This window comes from Aeromonas sp. Marseille-Q7275 (assembly GCF_965119515.1).
This window is the reverse complement of record NZ_CBCPLW010000006.1, coordinates 139694-160870: the sequence shown is the minus strand read 5'-3', so window position 1 is coordinate 160870 and position 21177 is coordinate 139694. Positions and strand designations below refer to the sequence as shown.

21 protein-coding genes are annotated in these 21177 nt (G+C 61.1%); 14 read left to right on the top strand and 7 right to left on the bottom strand.

The window, feature by feature from the left end:
• The first annotated feature begins 31 nt into the window (after window positions 1-31).
• Together ACWPWQ_RS08035 and ACWPWQ_RS08030 are read left to right on the top strand one after the other, a co-directional pair.
• Complete coding sequence (locus ACWPWQ_RS08035) at window positions 32-535, top strand: M48 family metallopeptidase (RefSeq protein ID WP_265436035.1); 504 nt, start codon at window positions 32-34, stop codon at window positions 533-535.
• Between the two features lie 81 nt (window positions 536-616).
• Complete coding sequence (locus ACWPWQ_RS08030) at window positions 617-1381, top strand: DUF2927 domain-containing protein (RefSeq protein WP_454009529.1); 765 nt, start codon at window positions 617-619, stop codon at window positions 1379-1381.
• A gap of 129 nt (window positions 1382-1510) precedes the next feature.
• On the opposite strand, the gene ACWPWQ_RS08025 is transcribed toward ACWPWQ_RS08030, so the two are convergent.
• Window positions 1511-1765: a DinI family protein gene (locus ACWPWQ_RS08025; RefSeq protein ID WP_171273977.1), complete on the bottom strand. Its 255-nt coding sequence runs from the start codon at window positions 1763-1765 to the stop codon at window positions 1511-1513.
• Window positions 1766-2021: 256 nt separating this feature from the next.
• Between ACWPWQ_RS08025 and ACWPWQ_RS08020 the strand changes: the two genes are divergently transcribed.
• The 7 genes from ACWPWQ_RS08020 (at window position 2022) to ACWPWQ_RS07990 (ending at window position 10323) form a co-directional block, all read left to right on the top strand.
• Complete coding sequence (locus ACWPWQ_RS08020; protein WP_429159256.1) at window positions 2022-2291, top strand: type B 50S ribosomal protein L31; 270 nt, start codon at window positions 2022-2024, stop codon at window positions 2289-2291.
• Entirely contained in the window at window positions 2288-2413 is a 126-nt protein-coding gene (ykgO, locus tag ACWPWQ_RS08015) for a type B 50S ribosomal protein L36 (protein ID WP_025326720.1), read from the top strand. The genes ACWPWQ_RS08020 and ykgO overlap by 4 nt, the downstream gene beginning before the upstream one ends.
• 442 nt (window positions 2414-2855) lie before the next feature.
• The gene (locus tag ACWPWQ_RS08010; protein ID WP_106887010.1) at window positions 2856-3563 is read left to right on the top strand and encodes an oligogalacturonate-specific porin KdgM family protein; all 708 of its coding nucleotides are present in this window, start codon (window positions 2856-2858) and stop codon (window positions 3561-3563) included.
• A 545-nt stretch (window positions 3564-4108) separates the two neighbouring features.
• Window positions 4109-6571 (top strand): hypothetical protein, encoded by a 2463-nt coding sequence (locus tag ACWPWQ_RS08005; protein WP_454009509.1) that lies wholly within the window; start codon window positions 4109-4111, stop codon window positions 6569-6571.
• Window positions 6568-7641 (top strand): beta-galactosidase BglB, encoded by a 1074-nt coding sequence (gene bglB, locus ACWPWQ_RS08000; protein WP_454009508.1) that lies wholly within the window; start codon window positions 6568-6570, stop codon window positions 7639-7641. The genes ACWPWQ_RS08005 and bglB overlap by 4 nt, the downstream gene beginning before the upstream one ends.
• Window positions 7642-7676: 35 nt before the next feature.
• Complete coding sequence (locus tag ACWPWQ_RS07995; protein WP_139435385.1) at window positions 7677-9320, top strand: alpha-glucoside-specific PTS transporter subunit IIBC; 1644 nt, start codon at window positions 7677-7679, stop codon at window positions 9318-9320.
• A gap of 169 nt (window positions 9321-9489) precedes the next feature.
• A complete protein-coding gene (locus tag ACWPWQ_RS07990) occupies window positions 9490-10323 on the top strand; it encodes a sugar phosphate isomerase/epimerase family protein (RefSeq protein ID WP_454009507.1) in 834 nt (277 codons plus the stop codon).
• A gap of 160 nt (window positions 10324-10483) precedes the next feature.
• On the opposite strand, the gene ACWPWQ_RS07985 is transcribed toward ACWPWQ_RS07990, so the two are convergent.
• Window positions 10484-10816: a SemiSWEET family sugar transporter gene (locus tag ACWPWQ_RS07985; protein WP_139435381.1), complete on the bottom strand. Its 333-nt coding sequence runs from the start codon at window positions 10814-10816 to the stop codon at window positions 10484-10486.
• A 279-nt stretch (window positions 10817-11095) separates the two neighbouring features.
• Here ACWPWQ_RS07985 and kduI point away from each other — a divergent pair, with 279 nt between their 5' ends.
• From kduI to ACWPWQ_RS07970, 3 genes are all read left to right on the top strand, one after another.
• Window positions 11096-11932 carry a 5-dehydro-4-deoxy-D-glucuronate isomerase gene (gene kduI / locus ACWPWQ_RS07980; protein WP_408837866.1) on the top strand — a complete coding sequence of 279 codons (837 nt, stop codon included), beginning with the start codon at window positions 11096-11098 and terminating at the stop codon, window positions 11930-11932.
• An 82-nt stretch (window positions 11933-12014) separates the two neighbouring features.
• Window positions 12015-12776: a 2-dehydro-3-deoxy-D-gluconate 5-dehydrogenase KduD gene (gene kduD, locus ACWPWQ_RS07975; RefSeq protein WP_454009506.1), complete on the top strand. Its 762-nt coding sequence runs from the start codon at window positions 12015-12017 to the stop codon at window positions 12774-12776.
• A 67-nt stretch (window positions 12777-12843) separates the two neighbouring features.
• Window positions 12844-13368: a YgjV family protein gene (locus tag ACWPWQ_RS07970; protein WP_454009505.1), complete on the top strand. Its 525-nt coding sequence runs from the start codon at window positions 12844-12846 to the stop codon at window positions 13366-13368.
• Window positions 13369-13494: 126 nt separating this feature from the next.
• On the opposite strand, the gene kdgR is transcribed toward ACWPWQ_RS07970, so the two are convergent.
• Window positions 13495-14289, bottom strand: a complete 795-nt coding sequence (gene kdgR, locus ACWPWQ_RS07965) for a DNA-binding transcriptional regulator KdgR (protein WP_454009504.1) — start codon at window positions 14287-14289, stop codon at window positions 13495-13497.
• Between the two features lie 313 nt (window positions 14290-14602).
• On the opposite strand from kdgR, the gene kdgK reads away from it, so the two are divergent.
• Both kdgK and ACWPWQ_RS07955 read left to right on the top strand, forming a co-directional pair.
• Complete coding sequence (kdgK, locus tag ACWPWQ_RS07960; RefSeq protein ID WP_454009503.1) at window positions 14603-15565, top strand: 2-dehydro-3-deoxygluconokinase; 963 nt, start codon at window positions 14603-14605, stop codon at window positions 15563-15565.
• Window positions 15549-16169 (top strand): bifunctional 4-hydroxy-2-oxoglutarate aldolase/2-dehydro-3-deoxy-phosphogluconate aldolase, encoded by a 621-nt coding sequence (locus ACWPWQ_RS07955; RefSeq protein ID WP_139435369.1) that lies wholly within the window; start codon window positions 15549-15551, stop codon window positions 16167-16169. The genes kdgK and ACWPWQ_RS07955 overlap by 17 nt, the downstream gene beginning before the upstream one ends.
• A gap of 60 nt (window positions 16170-16229) precedes the next feature.
• On the opposite strand, the gene araC is transcribed toward ACWPWQ_RS07955, so the two are convergent.
• From araC to ACWPWQ_RS07935, 4 genes are all read right to left on the bottom strand, one after another.
• Window positions 16230-17141 carry an arabinose operon transcriptional regulator AraC gene (gene araC / locus ACWPWQ_RS07950; protein WP_454009502.1) on the bottom strand — a complete coding sequence of 304 codons (912 nt, stop codon included), beginning with the start codon at window positions 17139-17141 and terminating at the stop codon, window positions 16230-16232.
• Between the two features lie 131 nt (window positions 17142-17272).
• Window positions 17273-18274, bottom strand: a complete 1002-nt coding sequence (gene araH, locus ACWPWQ_RS07945; protein ID WP_454009501.1) for an L-arabinose ABC transporter permease AraH — start codon at window positions 18272-18274, stop codon at window positions 17273-17275.
• Window positions 18275-18324: 50 nt separating this feature from the next.
• Window positions 18325-19821, bottom strand: a complete 1497-nt coding sequence (araG, locus tag ACWPWQ_RS07940; RefSeq protein WP_454009500.1) for an L-arabinose ABC transporter ATP-binding protein AraG — start codon at window positions 19819-19821, stop codon at window positions 18325-18327.
• Window positions 19822-19887: 66 nt separating this feature from the next.
• Window positions 19888-20871, bottom strand: coding sequence for an arabinose ABC transporter substrate-binding protein (locus ACWPWQ_RS07935; protein ID WP_454009499.1), 984 nt, complete (start codon window positions 20869-20871; stop codon window positions 19888-19890).
• Window positions 20872-21177: the final 306 nt, after the last annotated feature.

Here is a 21177-nt window from a genome sequence, read left to right as displayed (position 1 = left end):
CGCTCTTTTTTAGTGTGAAGGGGGAGACATCATGGCGGAACTGACCTATCTGGGGGGCTATCCTGATCCCCTCAAGAACCAGGTACAGCAGTTGATCGCAGCGGGAAAACTCGGCGAGATGCTGGCCAAACGCTACCCCGAGACCCACCTCGTCCAGAGTGACAAGGCGCTGCTTGCCTATACCATGGAGCTGAAAAACCGCTACCTGAAAAGCTCGGCACCGCTCTCCAAGGTGATCTTCGACGGCAAGATCAATGTGATCAAGGATGCCCTCGGCCTGCACACCTATGTCAGCCGGGTACAGGGCAACAAGCTCAAGGCCAAGAACGAGATCCGCATCGCCGCCCTGTTCAAGGAGGCCCATCCCGCCTTCCTGAAGATGATAGTGGTCCACGAGCTGGCCCACTTGCGGGAGAAGGATCACAACAAGGCCTTCTATCAGCTCTGTCAGCACATGGAACCGGACTATCATCAACTGGAGTTCGATCTCAGGCTCTGGCTCACCTGGCGTGACATCGAACGCACCTCGGGCTGAGGCCATCTGTTGCAAGGAGGCAAGATGATCCCAGGGCACACTCGTTCAGGGCGCAGCCCTCGGCATGCCGCGCCAGGCCGGATGCTGGCCCTCTGGCTCGCCATGCTGCTGCCCTGCTCCCTGCTGGCAACCGAGCGCTGGCAGAGCAACGACTATCTGATCCAGAGCTTCATGGAAGTCGCCATGAAGCGGGAATATGGCCATGATGCCCAGGTACGCTTCTCCCGCTGGCAAGGCCCCATCCGCCTCAAGCTCATCAACGAGTTTGGCGACAAGGCGCTGCAGGCCGAGGTGGTCAAGGTGCAGAGCCAGCATCTGGCCAGGATCACCGGCCACCCCATACTGCTCGTCAGCGACAACCCCAATCTCACCCTCATCATGACCAGGCACCAGCAGATGGCCAGCTGGGTCCGCCGCACCATGCGCCAGGATGACTCTGTCGGCATTGCCCTCAAGGAGGGGATCTGCCTGGCCAATTTCGCGACCAACGGCCGCTATGAGATCACCCGTGCCACCATCATCATCCCGGTGGACTACAGCCGGGCCAAGGGCCGTTTTCTGGATTGCGTAGTGGAGGAGCTCACCCAGGTGATGGGGCTGCCCAACGACTCGGACAAGGTGTTTCCCTCCATCTTCAATGACAACAGCATCGACAGCTTCCCCACAGGTCTCGACTATGTGCTGCTCAAGCTCGCCTATCATCCCGCCCTCCAGGCAGGGATGACGGCCGACGAGGTGCACACTGCCCTGCCCATTGCCCTCAAGGCGCTTCGCGCCAATGGCGACATCGCAGAGGCCAACCAGCGGGTACAGAGCGGCAGCCTCAAACGCTGGGCCGGGCTCTGAATCTCCTGATCTGGCTAAGTGCCCGGTCGCCTGCCCACAAACACGAAACGCAGCCTTGAGCTGCGTTTCGTTCAAATCGGGGTGAACGCCAGCCCGATCAGGACAGGCAAATCGACAACCACCCCCTGATCAGGCCTCGGCGCCTTCTGCCTCCGGCATCCAGCTCTCGGCGTTCTCCCACACTTCCTGCACCATGGCTTCGGCCAGTTCCCTGTCCTCCTTGCTGGCGCGGCTGACCGTCAAGGCCATGGCACTGCCCGGGGCGACCCGCACATGCAGATCAGGGAATCGCTCGCCCAGTTGCTTGAGCAACTCCTGGCGCAGCGCCTCCATGGTCGCAGTGGGGATCTGATGTTTTCTGTCGATGATGATTTCCAGGCGCATAGGATACGTCTCCATGATGGTTAACTGTATTTTTATACAGTAAAGACCAAAAGTAAAGACTCAACTTCTCGTTCCCCTTCCATCGCTCAACAATCCATCGCTCTCCCCTGTCATGACCTCATCCGCATTCCCCCTGCTTCCCCTTTCTCAGCGCGTTCCATCCTGCCTGACCATCTCGGGAGAAAAAAATGGTTGATATTGATTCTCATCCGTCGCATCATGATTTCATGTTATAACATAACAAAAAGAGACAATCATGCGCCCCGGCATTCACCCTCAATACCGCAAGGTCCTGTTTCAAGATCTGGCCAGCAACACCTGCTTCCTGATCGGATCCACCTTGCAGACCGATCGCACCAAGCAGTGGGAAGATGGCAACACCTATCCCTATGTGACGCTGGATGTCTCCAGTGCCTCCCACCCCTTCTATACCGGCAAGCAGAAGCAGGTCGGCAAGGAAGGACAAGTCGCCCGCTTCGGCCAGCGATTCGGCCAATTCTTCAACAAAGGAAAAGAGAAGTCATGAAGGTACTCGCCTCCCTGAAATCAGCCAAGTCACGTCACCCGGACTGCCAGGTCGTGCGTCGGCGCGGCAAGCTGTTCGTGATCTGCAAGAGCAATCCCAGATTCAAGGCTCGCCAGGGCTAAACACCCAGACACAATGTCCATCCTCACTGGCCCTCTTTCCGAGGGCCAGATCGTTTCTGGCTCATCGCAAACACCGCCTGCTCGTCTTCGAGCCCCGAACGCTCCCCAGCAAGTTCCAGTCAACCCCCTCCAGCACCCACAAAAGAAACATCGTTTCATTTTATATAGATATAGATCCCATTTTCGTATCTCATCATGGCGCCACCGTTGTAAATGAAACACCAAATGAACTATATTTGAACCGTCGTTTTGAAAATACAAGGTACCCGGTAAGATGAAGCCTGGCCAGCACGTCCTCACAGATGCGCGTGCTGACCTCCACGCGGCCGTGCTCCGCCACCAAATTCGACACCAACGAGTCCAATCCAGATTGAAAGCCACATGCGCTATCTGGCAATGGGACCACTGTCAGTAGCTTTTTTCATAGGATTGATCGAACGTTATGACGCTGAAATTCACGTGTGCAGCCATCGCCGTCTGCTCGGCGCTCACCAGCATGAATGCAAATGCATGGAGCCTCAATTATCGACACGAGTTCCTGGAAAAACAGGATCAACAAAGCGATCGTCTGGTGGTTTCCCACCGCTTCGATAATGGTTGGGGGTTTGGTGTCGAATCCAAATTTACCAACGGAGGTGAGGGTGAAGGTGCTTTCGATGAACTTCACACCACGGGCACTGAATATGACCTGAGCTATCTTGCCAAGCCCAATGACAAATGGTGGTGGGAAGCAGGCTTTAATACCGAGATCACCAATGACGTGCAAGATCTGCGTGTTCATTTCAAACCGACTTACTGGTTCAATCCCAATTTTTATACTGCCGCACGTTTCCGGGTGGGTCAGCGTAACTACGATGATTCGCTCAACAAGGAAAACGGCCATTATTTCCAGTTGAACTATTACCTTGGTTATAACGCAGAGAATTGGTCTGTTGCCTATGACTTCGAATATAAGAAGCTCGATTATCCTGACTTCAATGGCGAAGAGTATTCATATCTGAACAACGTCACCATCCGCGTCCCCATCAACAAGAACTGGCGACCCTTCACCGAGATCGGCTACGTATCATACAACGATCCGGCCGATGACAACCCCTACCCCAATGACTGGCAGTGGCGCTGGCGCGTCGGGATTGAGTACATCTTCTAGACCTGAGTAGGCTATCCCAGGGCAGGGGCCCCAGGCTCACCTCTGCGACATCGAGAGCCATTGGGGTCAGTGAATAACGACAGCACCCTTGAAAGTCAATGCCAACCAGGTCCTATGACAGGATAAATAAAGAGCCGTGAGAGATGAAGTAAAAAGGGAATCCAATGACCCCTGCCATTCATTACGAATGACCATTCATCGCTGAATATGGGCCTTGTGTCACGCAATACAGACTTATCTGAAATTGACATTTCGCTATCACTGAATGAGCAAACATTATGGTTATGCTCCAGTTCAGGAAACATTAACCAGTTGACTGTCGATATATTGTCGCTCAGGTCACAGTTTGCATCATTGCGTTGAATGAGAGATGAAATCAGATGTCCAACGGCCCAATGACTTTCATCAATTGCCGTTAAAACACGCTGCCATCTGTTTTTATATTCATTAAGGTGGCAAGCCCCTTTAATAACATAAAAAGGGGCTCGTATGATTACTCAATATTAATAATCCCTATGGGTCTCAATAGCTTCAAGGAGAGTAGTATGAAGCTTGGAAATTGGGTGCTTGAGCCAAACGCGGCACTCACCCGTTTTAGCGTATCCGCGCCCCGCGAGGAGCGATTCGCCGAGTTTTTTGCCGGTGAAGCCATGGACATGACCATGGATTACCGCTTCCAGAATGGTGCCGGGCCGCAAGAAGATGCCTTCTGCCGGCGTATTTTCCGCCAGCAGATGGCCGAGCGCACCGTCGAACCGGATGACGCCCTGCCGCGCACACAGGTGAGTTTCACCGGCGAGAGCGATACCGTCTCTTTTTCCTCCTTCCTGCGTGTGCCATTCCATGTGCAGCGCTGGCTGGAGGTAGAGTTGCATGCCGACGAGGCGGGCAACTATCCCTTCCAGCTGTCGACTTGTGGGGGAGCTCGCCTGTGGTGCGACGGGGTGGCCATCGCCCGGTTCACCCCCTTCACCCGCAACAAGCTGCAGAGCTGCGAGCTGATGCTGCCCTTGCAGGCGGGCAAGAACACCCTGCTGATTCATCTGGAAGAGCTGTTCGAGCGGGATACTCTGTTTGCGCTGCGGCTCATCTACCGTGGTCACGCGCCTCTTGGGGTCTCGCTGCCCCATGTCGATGCCGACGTGCTCGATGAGCTGTGCCAGTTTGCTGGCGCCATGCGCCCCGAACTCAGCGCCTGGCACAACCAGGCCCGCATCCGGCTCGGCGTGGCCGCACCGACTCACCCCGTGCGCCTGCAAGGCGAGATCCACGGCATGGGCAATGACAACTTCAAGGCGCGTCAGTTGGATTTCGGCACCCTCACGCCGGGCAGCCAGCTGCTGACCCTGGCGCTCCCTGCCGATATCGGTCCGGCGCACTACCAGATTGTGCTGAGCATGCACTGCGCCGGCGTCACCATCAGCCGCAGCATTGGTGTCAACGTCATGCAACCCCTCGGCCAGGCCGAGCAATCAACCAGCCTGAGCGATCGCAAGCAGCAGGCGCTGCGCCACACCGCCCGTCATGGCATGGATCGCACCGCCCGCCTGCTGGCCATGCTGCACTGCGGCGAGCTCACGGCCGAGGCCGATCAACTGCTGCTCGATACCCTGGCGCGGATCAGCGCCCGCGAGGATTGCTCCGATTTTTCCCTGGTCCCTCTGCTCTGGATCTGGCAGCGCCATCAGGGCGAGCACTTCCCCCCCGCCATGTGGCGCCGGGTGCGCAGCGCCATCCTCGGTTACCGCTACTGGATGGATGAGCCGGGCAACGACGTGATGTGGTTCTGGAGCGAGAACCATACCCTCTGCTTCCACACCGCCCAATACCTGGCCGGCCAGCTGTTCCCCCACGAGCGCTTCCTGGCCTCGGGACGCAGCGGCCAGCAGCAACGCGCCATCGCGGCAGAGCGTCTGGCGCAGTGGTTCGATGCCATCGATCGCCACGGCTTCGTCGAATGGAACTCGGCGCCCTACTACCCGGTCGACTACATCGGCCTGTTCGCCCTCTATCAGCTGGCGGGAGATGCCTGGGTGCGCGAGCGCGCCAAGGCGCTCATCGATCGGCTGATGCTGCTCAGCTCCCTGCATTATCAGGCCGGGATCGCCGCCGGCACCATGGGGCGGGTCTACGAGAAAGAGCTGCTGGCCGGCGTGCTCACCGAGCTGTCGGCCTACGGCAACGTCGCCTGGGGCGGCGGCTGGTATAACCGCAAGTGCGCCTCCCTGCCGCTGTTCTGTGCCAGCGACTATCAGCCCCCCCTCGAGGCCGACCTCTACGCGACCCTGCAACAGGGCACGCTGGCGGCCAGCTATCAGGCGGGAGGCGGCAAGATAGTCGTCTGGAAGGAGCCGGGGGTCAGCCTCTCCAGCTGCGTCGACCACCACAGCGGTCAGCGCGGCCATCAGCAGCATCTGGTGGATGTGCAGTTCGCCTCCGGTCATGACGCCAAGTTCTGGGTCAACCACCCCGGCGAAGCCGAACCCGGCGGCGAGCAGCGCCCCTCCTACTGGTCCGGCAACGGCGTGCTGCCGCGGGTGATGCAGGTGGAAAACCGCACCCTGCAGCTCTATCGGCTGGCCGAGGATGCCCCCTTCCCCTGGACCCACCTTTATCTGCCGGCAGAGGCCTTCGATCGGGTGATCACCACGGCCCACGGCTGCCTGATCCGGGCCGGGAATGCCTTCGCCGCCATCGGCTGCTCGGCCCCCCTGTGCGCGGTAACGACCGGGATGACCGCCGGCAACGAATATCGCGCCAAGGCGCACCGGGTGGCCTGGTATATCGAGGTCGGCCATGGCGACGACGCCGCCTTCGCGGCCTTCTGCCAACGCATGGCCAAGCTCGAAGTCCGCCTCGAGGGCGAGGCAGCCATCGCCTGCACTCCGGAGTCTGAGCTCATGCGCCTGAACTGGCAGGGCAACTGCCTGATCGAAGGGGTCTCCCACTCCTTCCCCGCCGAGGCGGGATGCGATCCCGTCATCACCTATCGTGGAGAGGCACAATGAACCAGCAAGCACTCATCCCCACCCTGGAGCGGGTGGTCCGCGGCTTCTGCCAGCTCAAAGGCATGGGCGAGCTGACCGCCAGCCAGGGCCAGGCCATCCAGTTCGAACAGTGGGAGTGGGAGGTCGGGGTCGGGCTCTACGGGTTCTGGCGCTATGCCCGGCACAAGGAGGATGCCGAACTGCAAGCCTCGTTGCTGGCCTGGTATGAGGGGCAGATAGCCAGAGGGCTGCCCGCCATGCAGATCAACACCACGGCTCCCATGATCACCCTGGCGCTGCTGGCAGGCCACAGCGGCCGCGCCGATCTGCGCGAGACGGTCAACGCCTGGGCCGACGATCTGATGGCCAACCTGCCCAGGACCGAGGAGGGCGGCTTCCAGCACGTGGTGAAGGAGCAGCCCAATACCGGCCAGCTCTGGGACGACACCCTCTTCATGACCTGCCTCTTCCTCGGCACCGCCGGGATAGTGCTGGCGCGCCAGGATCTGATCGACGAGGCCGTCTACCAGTTCCTGCTGCACACCCGCTACCTGAGCGAGCCCAGGAGCGGCCTCTGGTACCACGGCTGGACCTTCCTCGACCGGCACCATTACGCCGAGGCCTTCTGGGCCAGAGGCAACGCCTGGATCACGGTAGCCATCCCCGAATTCATCGATCTGATGGGGGATCACCTGGATGCCGGGGTGCGGCGCTACTTCACCCAGGTGGTGGCGCGCCAGGTGCGCTCCCTGTGCGAGCTGCAGGCCGACAACGGCATGTGGCACACGGTGCTCGACGATCCCTATTCCCCCCAGGAGTCCTCGGCCACGGCGGGGATCGCCTACGGCATGTTGCGCTGTGTCCGTCTGGGCCTGCTGGATGAGGCCACGATTGAACCTGCCCTGCGGGCGGCCCGTGCCGTCTGGCAGCGCATCGACGGGGACGGCATCGTCCTCGAGGCCTCCAAAGGCACCATGGTCGGTCATGACCATCAGTACTACTGCGACATTGCCATGGCGCCCGTGCCCTATGCCCAGGCGCTGACGATGTTGCTGCTGCTCGAGCTGGAGCAGGGCCAGTGGCTGGCCTGAACACTTTATTGCTGTAACCATTCGGAGAAAACTTAATGTCCAAACGGAACTTTATGGGGGCCTTCCAGACCTTTGGCGGTGCCATGGCTGTCCCCATTGCCTTTCTACCCTTTACCGGTCTGCTGCTCGCCATCACCGGGCTGCTCACCATGCCCGATATCATGGGGGACCTGGCGCACCCAGACTCCAACTTCTTCAAGGTGATGACCATCATCAAGTCGGGGGGCTGGACCATCTTCCGCAACTTCCCCCTGCTGTTCTGCATGGCGTTGCCGGTGGGTCTCGCCAGGACGGGTCAGGCCCGGGCGGCGCTGGTCGCCTTCTTTGCCTACATGGCCTACAACTACTTCACCAACAGCATGCTCACCTTCTGGGGGCCTGAGTTCGGGGTCAACTTCAATCAGGAAGTGGGCGGCTCCAGCGGCCTGGCGCTGGTGGGGGGCATCAAGACGCTGGATACCAGCATCGTCTTCTCCCTCATCATCGGCGGCGTGGTGACCTGGATCCACAACCGCTTCTTCGAGAAGAAGCTGCCGGATTACCTCACCATCTTCCAGGGCATGAGCCTGGTGTTCATCATCTCCTTCTTCGTCATGTTGCCCATGGCCTGGTTGACCTGCGAGTTCTGGCCCAAGGTTCAGGTGGGGATCAACGCCATGCAGGGCTTCTATGTGGAAGCCGATGCCTTCGGCATGTGGCTGCTCGCCTTCGTGGAGCGGATCCTGGTGCCCACCGGTCTGCACCGCTTCGTCTACTTCCCCTTCTTCTTCGGCCCGGCCGTGGTCGACGGCGGCCTCTATACCCACTGGATCGAGAACGTCTCCACCTATGCGGCGTCCACCGTGCCCCTGGTTGATCAGTTCCCGGCCGCCGGCTACTCCCTGTACGGCAACATCAGCGTGTTCTGCTCCCTGGGGGCCGGCCTCGCCATCTATGCCACCGCCAAGCAGAAGATGAAGCGCAAGATAGCCGCCCTGGTGATCCCGGCCATCATCACCGCCATGGCGGTCGGCATCACCGAACCCATCGAATTCACCTACCTGTTCGTGGCCCCTGTGCTGTATCTGGTCAATGCCATCATAGGCGCGACCCTGTGCGTGGCGCTCTATCTGTCCGGCGTGGTCGGTTTCATGGGGGGCGGTCTGAACGACATCATCCTGTTCAACTGGGTCTTCTACGCCAAGAACCATGCTCACCTCATCTGGATCCACCTCGCCTTGGGCCTCGGCTTCGCCGCCATCAACTTCTTCGTGTTCCGCTACATGATCCTGAAGTTCAACTTCCTCACCCCGGGTCGTGGCGATGAAGAGGAGGAAGACGACGTGCGTCTCTACTCCAAGCAGGACTATCGCGACAAGCAGTCTGGCAAGGCCGTGGCCGGTCAGGAGCCGGATCGCCTCAGAGCCGCCGCCATACTGCGTTGTGTCGGGGGATGTGACAACGTCGAGACCATAGGCAACTGCCAGACCCGACTGCGCCTGGTGGTGAAGGATCAGACCCAGGTACAGGATGACAAGGCCCTCAAACAGGCCGGTGCCCTGGGGGTCATGCGTTCGGGCAAGAACCTGCAGGTGGTGGTCGGTCTGTCGGCCCCCATGGTGCGCGAGTACTTCGAGCAGGAGTACAACAAGGGCCCGCAACCCGCCCCCGATGCCGTCGTCCCGGCCCCTGCCGCCTGATGAAGCACTGACAGTGCCGATGGCAAGCGCCCGCATCTGGCCTCCCGCAGGGGGCCAGTCGCGCCGCCGCTTGCCTCTTGAACTTGCGGGCCCCCTGGGCTCGCAAGCCGTTTCTGATGCCGGCCGCCAAACCGCTGTCAGAGACAGCCATGACCCACTGGAGCATGTCATGAACAGATTGAAGATTGGGGCCCGCGCCCATGATCTCGCGGATCAGTCGCCGGCGGCGCTGATCGCCCAGGCACATGAGCTCGGCCTCGACGGGCTGCAGCTCGCCGTGCACAAGAGCTGGCCCGAGGCCTATCAGGCCCGTGATATCCACGCCCTGACCACCCACATCCAGCAGTTGCAAGAGGCCGACCTCCCCCTCTTCCTGCTGGCGAGCTACTTCAACCCCGCCCACTCCGACGCCGACGTCCTGGCACGGGATCTGGCGCGGGTGCGCCTCAACATCGAGCTCGCCCGGCGCTGCCAGATCGGCGCCGTGGGCAGCGAGACCGGCTCCCTGAACGACGATGAGTGGACCCGGCACCCGGACAACCAGGGCGCCGCCGCCTTTCACAGGGTGGAGCAGACCCTGGCCCAGTTAAGGCCCGATCTGGCGCAGGCCGACTGCGACTTTCTGGTGGAAGCGGTGTGCGATCACATCATTCACGATGCCCGTAGCCTGACGCGGCTGAATGCCCGCCTGGGGGAGCACTTCCTGGTGACCCTGGATCTGGCCAATCTGCTGGATGCCGACAATGTCGCGGACTGGCGCGAGATCCTGGCGGATTTTCTCGACCAGCATGGCGAGCGCATCCGCTTGTTTCATTTCAAGAACTTCATCCTGGCGGGAGCGGACAAGGTATCGGTGGGGCTGGAGCAGGGGCTGATCGACTATGCCGAGGTGCTGCTCATGCTGGCGCAGCGCCAGCTGACCCATGTTCCCATCATCGTCGAGGAGCTGTCTGGCGACCCCTTGCGGGAGAGCGTGGCCTACCTGCGCCGCCTGAGTCGGTAAATCAGATGGGTGGAGGGGATGGGCCCAAGACGACAAACGGCGCCCGGGGCGCCGCCTGGTTCATCAACCAAAGGGAGGGTGCTGAGTGCTGATAAGGAGGGCACAGCTTGGCGCCAGATGGCCATCCCCATGGGTGGATGGCCTCCCTGGCACCCCGGGATCAGGCCCGCTCATTGCTCCACTTCAGCACCATGACGGCGCTGGCCAGCAGCAATGTGATGCCATTGGCCATGATGAGGGGGGTATCGCCGGACTTCAGGCCATAGGTCAGCCAGAGCAGCAGGCCGCTGATGAAGACCAGGTACATCTTGGTGGAGATCGCCTTGGTTTCCCGCGTCTTGAGGATGTCGAACACCTGCAGGGAAAAGGATCCCGTGGTCAGGAAGGCCGCACAGAGCCCGAGGGAGGCGGTATCGAAGGCAAACAGAACCGTGCTCAGGGCAGCCACCCCGGCCAGCATGATGATTCGATTGGATGAAGCACACTTGTTCATTGATAGACCTGTTATTGAATGAGATTGGCAACGAATGTCCTGTCGCCGCCACCCGGAGGGTGACAGCCACTCTTGGCCGCGCGCGTTTTCTGGTGCGGCAAAGGGATTTGTGGCCCGGTTTCACGGGCCCGGCACGGCCATGAGCCACACCGGGCAGGAAGTTTAATCTCAACAAATAAAAATACAAAACAGTGTTTTGATTTTTATTTTTCACTTGTTATCATTATTGACACTACAGACAACGCGACTGCCAACCTGCGGCGCTCATCGAGGTTAACCATGCAAATTCGTCAAAGCATTCACAGCGATCATGCCAGGCAGCTGGACACTCAGGGCCTGCGCCGTGAGTTTCTGGTGGAAGAGATCTTCAGCGCCGATCGGCTGACCATGACCTACAGCCACATCGACCGCATCGTGTTCGGCGGCATCATGCCAATTCAGGGCCCCCTCGCCTTCTCGGACGAGCTGGGCAAGACCTTCGGTGTCAGCTATTTCCTCGAGCGCCGCGAGCTGGGGCTTATCAATATCGGTGGACCGGGCGTGGTGGTGGTGGATGGCACTGCCTATGAAGTAGGCAAGGCCGAGGCGCTCTATGTGGGCCAGGGAGCCCGCGAGCTGAGCTTCGCCAGCGTCGACGCCGCGCAGCCTGCCAAATTTTACTACAACAGCGCCCCGGCCCATGTGAGCTTCCCGACCCGCAAGGTCACCCGGGCAGAAGCCTCACCGGCCACCCTGGGAGACGCGGCCACCAGCAACCGCCGCACCATCTACAAGTACCTGGTGCCGGACGTGCTGCCGACCTGCCAGCTGGTGATGGGCATGACCCAGCTGGAAGAGGGCAGCCTGTGGAACACCATGCCCTGCCACACCCACGAGCGCCGCATGGAGGTCTACTTCTACTTCAACATGCAAGAGGATGCCGCCGTGTTCCACATGATGGGCAAGCCGGACGAGACCCGTCATCTGCTGGTCCACAACGAGCAGGCGGTGATCTCCCCAAGCTGGTCCATCCACTCCGGCGTCGGCACCCAGGCCTACACCTTTATCTGGGGCATGGTCGGCGAAAACCAGGTGTTCGGCGACATGGATCATGTGGCCGTCAGGGATCTGCGCTGATCCCCGTTCTTTGCCGGGCAGTGTGCACTGCCCGTTTTCCCCCATCATGCCTGCCACGTCCGGTGGCAGCAGAGGAAACAAGATGATTCTCAATGCATTCGATTTGAAGGGTAAGGTTGCCATCGTGACCGGTTGTGACACCGGCCTCGGCCAGGGCATGGCGCTCGGTCTGGCCGAAGCCGGCTGTGATATCGTCGGCATCAACATCGTCGAGCCCACGGACACCATCGCCAAGGTGGAGGCGCTCGGGCGCCAGTTCCTGAGCCTCAAGGCCGATGTCAGCAAGGTGGATACCCTGCCCGCCCTGGTGGATCAGGCGGTCTCCCGCTTCGGCCGCGTCGACATCCTGGTCAACAACGCCGGCATCATCCGCCGCGACGACGCCATCACCTTCAGCGAGAAGGACTGGGACGACGTGATGAACATCAACATCAAGAGCGTCTTCTTCATGTCCCAGGCGGTGGCCAGGCAGTTCATGGCCCAGGGCCGGGGCGGCAAGATAGTCAACATCGCCTCCATGCTCTCCTATCAGGGCGGCATTCGTGTCCCCTCCTACACCGCCTCCAAGAGCGGCGTCATGGGGATCACCCGCCTGCTGGCCAACGAGTGGGCCAGCCAGGGCATCAACGTCAACGCCATCGCCCCCGGCTACATGGCCACCAACAACACCACGGCCCTGCGCGCCGATGAGGATCGCAACGCCGCCATCCTGGAGCGGATCCCGGCCGGACGCTGGGGGGTGCCGGATGACATGATGGGCCCCGTGGTCTTCCTGGCCTCCCCCGCCTCCGACTACATCAACGGCTACACCATTGCCGTCGACGGTGGCTGGCTGGCCCGCTAACCCTTAGCCCATACAAAAGGCGCCATCAGGCGCCTTTTTTCGTTCATCTCGTCTCGGAATCCATTCAATGTCGCTCGACCCCCTGGCCCAGCTGCTTGGCCTGCTCGCCTGTGCCATAGGCATCACCGCCTTCCGGCAATCCCAGGACAGTAAACTGCGGCTGCATCTGACCCTCAACGGCGTACTCCTCACAGCCCATTTCATGTTGCTCGGCGCCACGGCCGCCGCCATCAACTGCCTGCTCTGTGCGGTACGGACCTGGGTCTCCGGCTATTATCGCGGCCTGGGTGTGATGCTGTTTTTTCTGGGACTGACCTGGCTATTGGTGATGCCCAGAATCGCACATCCCATCCAGCTGTTGACGCTGCTCGGCACCACCTTGAGCACCTACGCCCTGTTTCGGCTAGAAGGCATGGCGCTGCGGCTGTGCATGTTGCGCAGCACAGTCTGCTGGCTTGTCCACAACATCTGGGCGGGATCATGGGGAGGCATCTTGCTGGAGGGCAGCTTTTTCATCGTCAACGGCCACCTCATCCTCGGCCTCTACAGGGCGCGGCGACAGGGGAGATGCGTGAGCACGCCACAGGGATAAGCCCTGGTGCTGCCCGGGCGAGCACGACAAGGGACAAAAAAGCCGGGGGCGGAACTGCTGTCAGACAGTCCCGCCCCCGGCTTGGTTCGAGCAAGCACGCGGCAGGCCGCCGCGGCTCATCCCCTGTTACCTGGTCCGGAATGGGTAATCGTGAAAACCGAGTTCGGCCGAGATGCGGGCGGCAGCCTCGTGCAGCAAGCCCACCAGCGCCTCCTTGTTCTCTTCACTGAAACGCACCAGGGGCAGCGACAGGGAGAGCCCGGCGATGATGCGCCCCATGCGGCTGTAGATGGGCACGGCGAAGCAGCGCAGGCCCGGCTCCATCTCTTCGTTGTCTTCCGCGTAACCCTGCTCGCGCACCAGGACCAATTGGGCCAGCAAGGCGTCGATGTCGGTCAGGGTGTGCTCGGTAAAGCGCTCAAAGCTCACATTGGCCAGCATGCCGCGCACCTCGTCTTCGGGCAACCAGGCCATCATCACCTTGCCAAGGGCGGTGCTGTAGAGCGGGCGACGGCGACCGATGCGGGAGTACATCCGCAGGTTGTACTCGGAGTCTACCTTGTGCAGATAGACGATGCTGTCCTCGTCGAGGGCCCCCAGGTGCAGGGTCTCCTTGGTCAGCTTGCCCAGACGATGCATCTGGGTATCCGCGATGGGGATCAGCTCCTGGTGCTCCAGGGCCTTGCCGCCGAGTTCGAACAGCTTCAGGCTCAGGGTGTACTTGTCGGACTCCCCCTCCTGATTGACATAACCCAGGGTCTTCATCGTCTGCAAGAAGCGATAGACGGTACTCTTCGACATCATGATCCGCTGGGACAACTCGGTGACGCCAATCTCTTTCTGCTCCCCCAGCGCCTGCAGGATGCCAAAGACCTTCAGGACGGATGAAACGGAATCTGGCGAGGTATCTACCACTGACATAGGGTTCTCCTTATAAGCTCCATCGTTTCAGTGTATTTGAAACGCAAGCCCAATCATAGCCATGGGTGTGTTTCAAAGGGGCAATGCCCAGACTCTGCGTCATTGCCGATGAGGTCACAGACCCGGCTGACCGACGCCACAACCCTTGCAACCGGCGGCACGGCTGCCATGCCATACCCTCCCCCCGACGTCAGGATCGCACCGTCAGCCCCATAGAGGGGCTACACGACATTTTTATGAAATGATGTTTTATTTTATTTGATGCGAATGACACATTAAATATAATGACGGCGTCATCAACACGGGAGGGCATATGCCGACCAAGATTGCCGTCATTGGCGAGTGCATGATCGAACTATCCGAGAGCAAGGCGGGCATAGTGCGTCATTTTGGAGGGGACACCCTCAACACCGCCGTCTACCTGGCCCGTACCAACCCCGAGCTGGCCGTCTTCTATGTCACTGCCCTTGGCACCGACACCATGAGCGACGCCATGCTGACCCAGTGGCAGCAGGAAGGGGTGCACACCGAGCTGGTACAGAGGCTGGAGCACAAACTGCCCGGCCTCTATCTCATCGAGACCGATGCCCGGGGCGAGCGCACCTTCCATTACTGGCGCAATGATGCCGCCGCCCGCTACTGGTTGCAGGGCGAACACGCCGGGTCTATCTGCCAGCAGTTGCAGCACGTTGACTGGCTCTATTTGAGCGGCATCAGCCTCGCCATCCTCCCCCCCGCCGATCGGGCCAGCCTGCTGCAGCATCTGGCCTTGTGCCGGACAGCCGGTGTGAAGATCGCCTTTGACAACAACTACCGCCCCCGGCTGTGGGAAAGCAAGGAGGCAGCGCAACAGGCCTACCGCGCCATACTGGCGCTGACCGACATCGCCTTCCTGACCCTGGACGACGAGTTTTCCCTGTGGGGCGACAGCCAGGAGGCCCAGACCCTGGCACGCACCCTGGGGCTCGGGGTCGGCGAGATCGTCATCAAGCGTGGCGCCGAACCCTGCCTCATAGTGCAAGGCGAGCGGCAGGACGAGGTGCCTGCCATGTCACTGGCGAGGGAGCGGGTGATCGACACCACGGCGGCGGGCGACTCCTTCAGCGCCGGCTACCTCGCCACGCGGCTCGCAGGGCGCGCGGCCAGCGAGGCGGCCCACCATGCCCACCTGCTGGCCGGCACCGTCATCCAGCATCGCGGGGCCATCATCCCCGGCTCGGCGATGCCAACAACCCCCCTTCCCACCTCTGAGGCAACCCATGTCAACCTTGCTTGAAACACTCTCGACCCTGAAGATCATCCCCGTCATCGCCATCCAGAACGCCGACGATGCCGTGGCCCTGGGCCAAGCCCTGATGGACAACGGCATGCCGAGCGCCGAGATCACCTTCCGCACCCCGGCGGCGGCCGAGGCCATCCGCCAGCTGCGTGCCGCTTTCCCCGAGATGATCATCGGGGCCGGCACCGTCCTCACCACGGCCCAGGTGGATCAGGCCATCGACGCCGGGGTGGACTTCATCGTCAGCCCCGGCCTCAACCCGCGCATCGTCCAGTATTGTCAGGCGCGCGGCGTGCTGATGATCCCGGGGGTCAATAACCCCAGCTTGGTCGAGCAGGCAATGGAGCTGGGCCTTCGCGCCCTCAAGTTCTTCCCGGCTGAGCCCTCCGGCGGTCTCCCCATGCTCAAGGCCATGAGCGCCGTCTACCCGGTTCGCTTCATGCCGACCGGGGGCGTCAGCCCCGCCAACGTGAAGGATTATCTGGCGCAAGGATCTGTGTTTGCCTGCGGCGGTACCTGGATGGTCCCGGCGGATCTCATCGAGAAACAGGAGTGGGACAAGATAGGCGCCCTGGTCCGTGAGGCCATGGCGGCGCTCTGAGCCCAGGCCCCCAAATAAACAAGCCCTCATCATGAGGGCTTTGTCATCTCTGGGTTCTTCTCACAACGGGGTGGCGCACTTGCGGTATTCGGTGGGGCTGACCCCGACCCGTTTCCTGAACACCCGCGAGAAGTAGAGCTGATCGTCATAGCCCACCTGCTGGCCTATGGTGGCCACCGACATGGGGGTGGTCTGCAGCAGCAGCTTGGCCCGCATGATCCGCTGATCCTCGCGCCAGCGCACTATGCTCACCCCCACCTGCTCGCGAAACAGGTGGGCGAGGCGCGAGGGGGACAAAAACACCTGCTCCGCCAGCGCCTCCACCGAGATCTCGGCGCAGAGCGACTCGCTCAGGATCTGGCACGCCTGGTGCACCCGGTGATCTATGGTGGGATAGGCACTGAGGGAGGAGGCCTCGTAGCAGCGAATGAGCAGCCGCTCCAAGAGGTTCATGGCGAGCTGTTCCGACATGGGCCTCAGCTGCTGGTGGGTCTCTTCGATGTCGAGGAAGAGGGCGTCGAATTCGGCGAGCAAGCCGGCGTCCGCCAGTTGCAATCGCCCCACCCGCTCCGTCACCTGGGGCCACTTGAGCCAGTCGGCCCAGTAGGCCCGCGGCCGGAAATAGACCCAGCGGTGATACCACTCCCGGGCATCCGGCGCCCGGCCGTAATAGTGCACCGCCGCGGGCGGAAACAGCAGCAGGTCCCCTGGCTCCACGGTGAAGGCCTGATCTCCCTGGAAGATCTGCCCCTTGCCCTTGATGGTCAGATTGACGATGAAGCCCTTCATCCCCTGGGGCCTGTCGATGATGAAGTCGAGGGCGCTCCCCTGCTCTATGGGGGTCATGCCCGAGACCAGGAAGACGTCGAAGGCGTAGCCCGGCAACAGGGGATTGAGTTGTTTCGGCTTCTCTTTTTGCATCGAGGACATGGCGGAAAACAGCGCTTGGGTAAAAAAATCGGCTTGGGCCATTGTAGAGATCCGGCGTTGGAACAACCTATTTTCGCAAGCGGCCTGATGTGAATTTATTGAACTGGCTCACAGCTTGCCTGAAGGAGGCACCAGGCCAGCGCGGCCGGCCTGGTGCCAGAGGGGACAACCGCTCAGATGCGCGCCTTGCGCACCTGCTTGTAGCGGTCGAACAGCACGGCGGCGAGCAGGATGAGGCCGCGCACCACGTACTGGGCGAACGGGGAGATGTTGAGCAGGTTCATGGCGTTCTCCATCAACCCCAAAATCAGCACACCGGCGATGATGTAGGAGATCTTGCCGATGCCCCCCTTCATGGAGACGCCCCCCAGCACGCAGGCGGAGATGACCACCAGCTCGAAGCCGATGGAGGTCATGGGCTGGCCCGAGGTCATGCGCGAGGCGAGTATGATCCCCGCGATGGAGGCAATCAGCCCAGTCATGGTGAAGATGATGATCTTGGTGCGCACCACGTTGACCCCGGCCAGGCGCGCCGCCTCCTCGTTGCCCCCCATGGCCAGGGTGTTGCGGCCGAAGGTGGTCTTGTTGAGCAGCAGGCCAAAGAGCACGAAGCAGAGCGCCGTCAGCCAGACCGGGGTCGGAATGCCGAGCAGGGCGGAGTTGCCGAGCTCGAAGAAGCCCTCCTCCACTATGCCGACCGCCTTGCCGTCGGAGATGATGTAGCCCACCCCGCGCGCCATCTGCATGGTGGCCAGGGTGGTGATGAGGGCGTTGATCTTGAATTTGGCCACGACGATGCCGTTGATGAGGCCAAACAGCACCCCCACCGACATGCCTGCCAGGATGCCGACCGTGATGCTCTCGGTAGCGTTGATGCCGACCGCGCAGGCGACGCCGGAGCAGGCCACCACTGAGCCCACCGACATGTCGAACTCGCCGGAGGCGAGGCAGAACAGCATGCCGCAGGCCACCATGCCCGACATGGAGACGGCAAGCCCGAGCCCGCGCATGTTGATCAGGCTGGCGAAGTTGGGCACCAGCGCGCAGGCCAGCAGGAACAGGATGGCGAAGATCACCAGCATGCCGTATTGATCCCAGACGCGGGCCAGTTGCAGGCGGGAGCCGCTGGCCGCCGAGACGGTCGCGGCCTGACCGGCTGAGGTAGTTGTTGTCATGGTATTTCTCCTGAAGTTTCCGGGTGCTATCGCGTTGTAGTCACGGGGGATTAACGGGCCGGCATGGCCAGATTGAGCGCCTTGACCTCGTCGGCCTCATGGTGGGATAGCTCCCCTGCTATCACCCCCTCCCGCATGACCATGATCCGATCCGCGATGCCCAGCACCTCCGGCAGCTCGCTCGAGACCACCACCACGGCGATGCCCACCTTGGCCAGATCGTAAATCACGTTGTAAATCTCGTTCTTTGCCCCGACGTCGATGCCGCGGGTCGGCTCGTCGAGCAGGATCACCTTCATGTCCTCGGAGAGCCAGCGCCCCAGAATGGCCTTCTGCTGGTTGCCGCCGGAGAGGTTCATGATGGCCTGATGGGGGGACGGGGTCTTGACCCGCATGTCGCGGATCCGCAGCCTCGCGTTCTCGTCCTCCCACTGCTGGTTGATCCAGAAGCCCCCCCACGCCTGGTGGCGGCGGGCGCTGATGTTGATGTTCTCCTGCACCGAGTGGATGGGAATGATGCCGAGCGCCTTGCGGTCTTCGGTGCAGAGCATGATGCCGCTGCGAATGGCGTCGATGGGATTGCGAATGACCACCGGCTTGCCGAACACGGCTATCTCGCCGCCTCGGGGCGTCTCGGCGCCGAAGATAAGCTTCATCAGCTCGCTGCGCCCGGCCCCCACCAGCCCGAAGATGCCGAGGATCTCCCCCCGTTTGACCTCGAACGAAATGGGCGCCTTGAGCCCAGGCCCCATCAGGTTCTCCACCTTGAGGCCCACCTCCCCGAGCGCTCTGGGGCTGTAGCCGTAGATGTCGGTCAGCTCCCGTCCCACCATGGTCTTGACCAGCAGATCCCGGTCCACCTCGGCCATGGAGGCGAAGGTGCGCACGAACTGGCCATCCTTGAACACCGTGATGGCGTCGCACAGGGCGAAGATCTCGTCCATCCGGTGGGAGACATAGAGAATGACCTTGCCCTCGTCCCGCAACTGGCGGATGACCCGAAACAGCTGCTCAATTTCGCGCGATGACAGGCTGCTGGTCGGCTCGTCGAAGGCGATGACGCTGGCATCCCGGGTCAGCGCCTTGGCGATCTCAACCATCTGCCACTGACCCAGGGACAGGTACTTGAGCGGCGTCTCGGGGGAGACATCCATGCCGAGGCGCGCCAGCTGCCTGGCCGCATCCTGATAGAGCTTCTCCCGATCGATGACGCCGCGCCGGGTGGGCAGTTGCCCGAGGTAGATGTTCTCCGCCACGCTCATCTCGGGCACCAGGTGCAGCTCTTGATAGATGATGGCGATCCCGCTCTCCAGGGCGTCGACCGTGTCTTGAAACACCTTCTCCTGGCCCGCCAGCTTCACCACCCCTGTGGTGGGAGCCTGAAAGCCGCTCAGGATCTTGAGCAGGGTGGATTTGCCCGCGCCGTTCTCCCCCATCAGGGCGTGCACCGAGCCCTGCTGGCAGCAGAAGGAGACGTTCTGCAGCGCCTTGACGCCGGGGAACTCCTTGCTGATGCCGCAAAACTCCAGATAAGGAACTTGATTCATGAGATGACTCCAGCCAGCCGGCACGGCGCAGGGCGCCATGCCGGCATGGGTATCAGGGATTGGCGATCACAGACCTTTCTTCTGCAGCTCGACCTTGAAGTTGTCGCGGGTGATGAGCACCACGTCGGTCACCTCGGTGAACTTGGCAGGCTCGGCGCCATTGACCACCCAGTCATGGAGCATCTGGATGCTCTTGTAGCCGTGCACGTCCGGGCTTGGCAGCAATGAGCCGAGGAAGCCGGTGGCGCTGGACTTGGAGAGCTCGTTCACCGCATCCACACCATTGATGCCGATGCCGATGACGTTGTCTGCCTTGAAGCCCTGCCCTTCGGTGGCGCGCACGCCGCCGAGCACAGTGTTGTCATTCATGCCGACGATGAGCCAGTTCTTCACCTCGGGGTGCTGCACCAGCATGGAGTTGGCGGCATCCAGGGCACCCGGAATGTCGTTGGCCTTGGTGGGAGAGCGGTAGATCTGGCCTTCGGGGAAACCGGCGGCCTTGAGCGCACCCAGGGAGCCGTCGACCCGGCGGCGGGCGGTGTCGAGCTCGTCGGCGGTGATGGCGAGCACGGCTGTGCTCTTCAGGTCCCACTGACGTTTTTCCATCTCCTTGTAGAGCTCCTGGCCCTGGCGTTCACCAATCTTGGTGGCGGCCATCATCACCAGGGGCACCTGCTCCATGGGCTGGCCCTTGGCGTTGACGAACTGGTCGTCCACCGTGATGACCTTGAGATCCATGCTGTTGGCCTTGGCCATGATGGCGGCCCCGAGCTTGGGGTCCGGGGTACAGATGACGAAACCCTTGGCGCCGTTGGCCGCCAGGCTGTCGATGGCATTGAGGGTCTTCTCCCCATCGGGCACGGCTATCTTGATCACCTCGAAACCGAGATCCTTGCCCGCCTTGTCGGCGAAGTTCCACTCGGTCTGGAACCAGGGCTCCTCCGGCTGCTTGACCAGGTAGCCCAGCTTCAGTGCCTCGGCCGAGAAAGCAGAATTTGCCATACCCATGGCGAACCCCATCGCGATCATGCCTTTAACGATTTTGTTCATGCGAATGTCTCCAACGGTTCTATCAATCCATGTATCCACGCAGTGCTGCTCCTTGAGTCAGTCAAGTCACAGCCATCTAAATCATGCTTAAACAGGACGTTATTGTTGTTACTAGATGAGCGAACCAAGTTGTAATCGTTTTCACATGGAAAAATGGAGAGCAGGATCACGCCATGAGATTGCAGCCATTTTGTCTATATCTTTAGCAAAATCGTTACATATTGAATTTTCGAGAGCCGTCACCCTCTCGCACTGACAGCGTTAAAATCCATATTTCCAGCAGCCAATGGCTAACCGCCCCTCCTG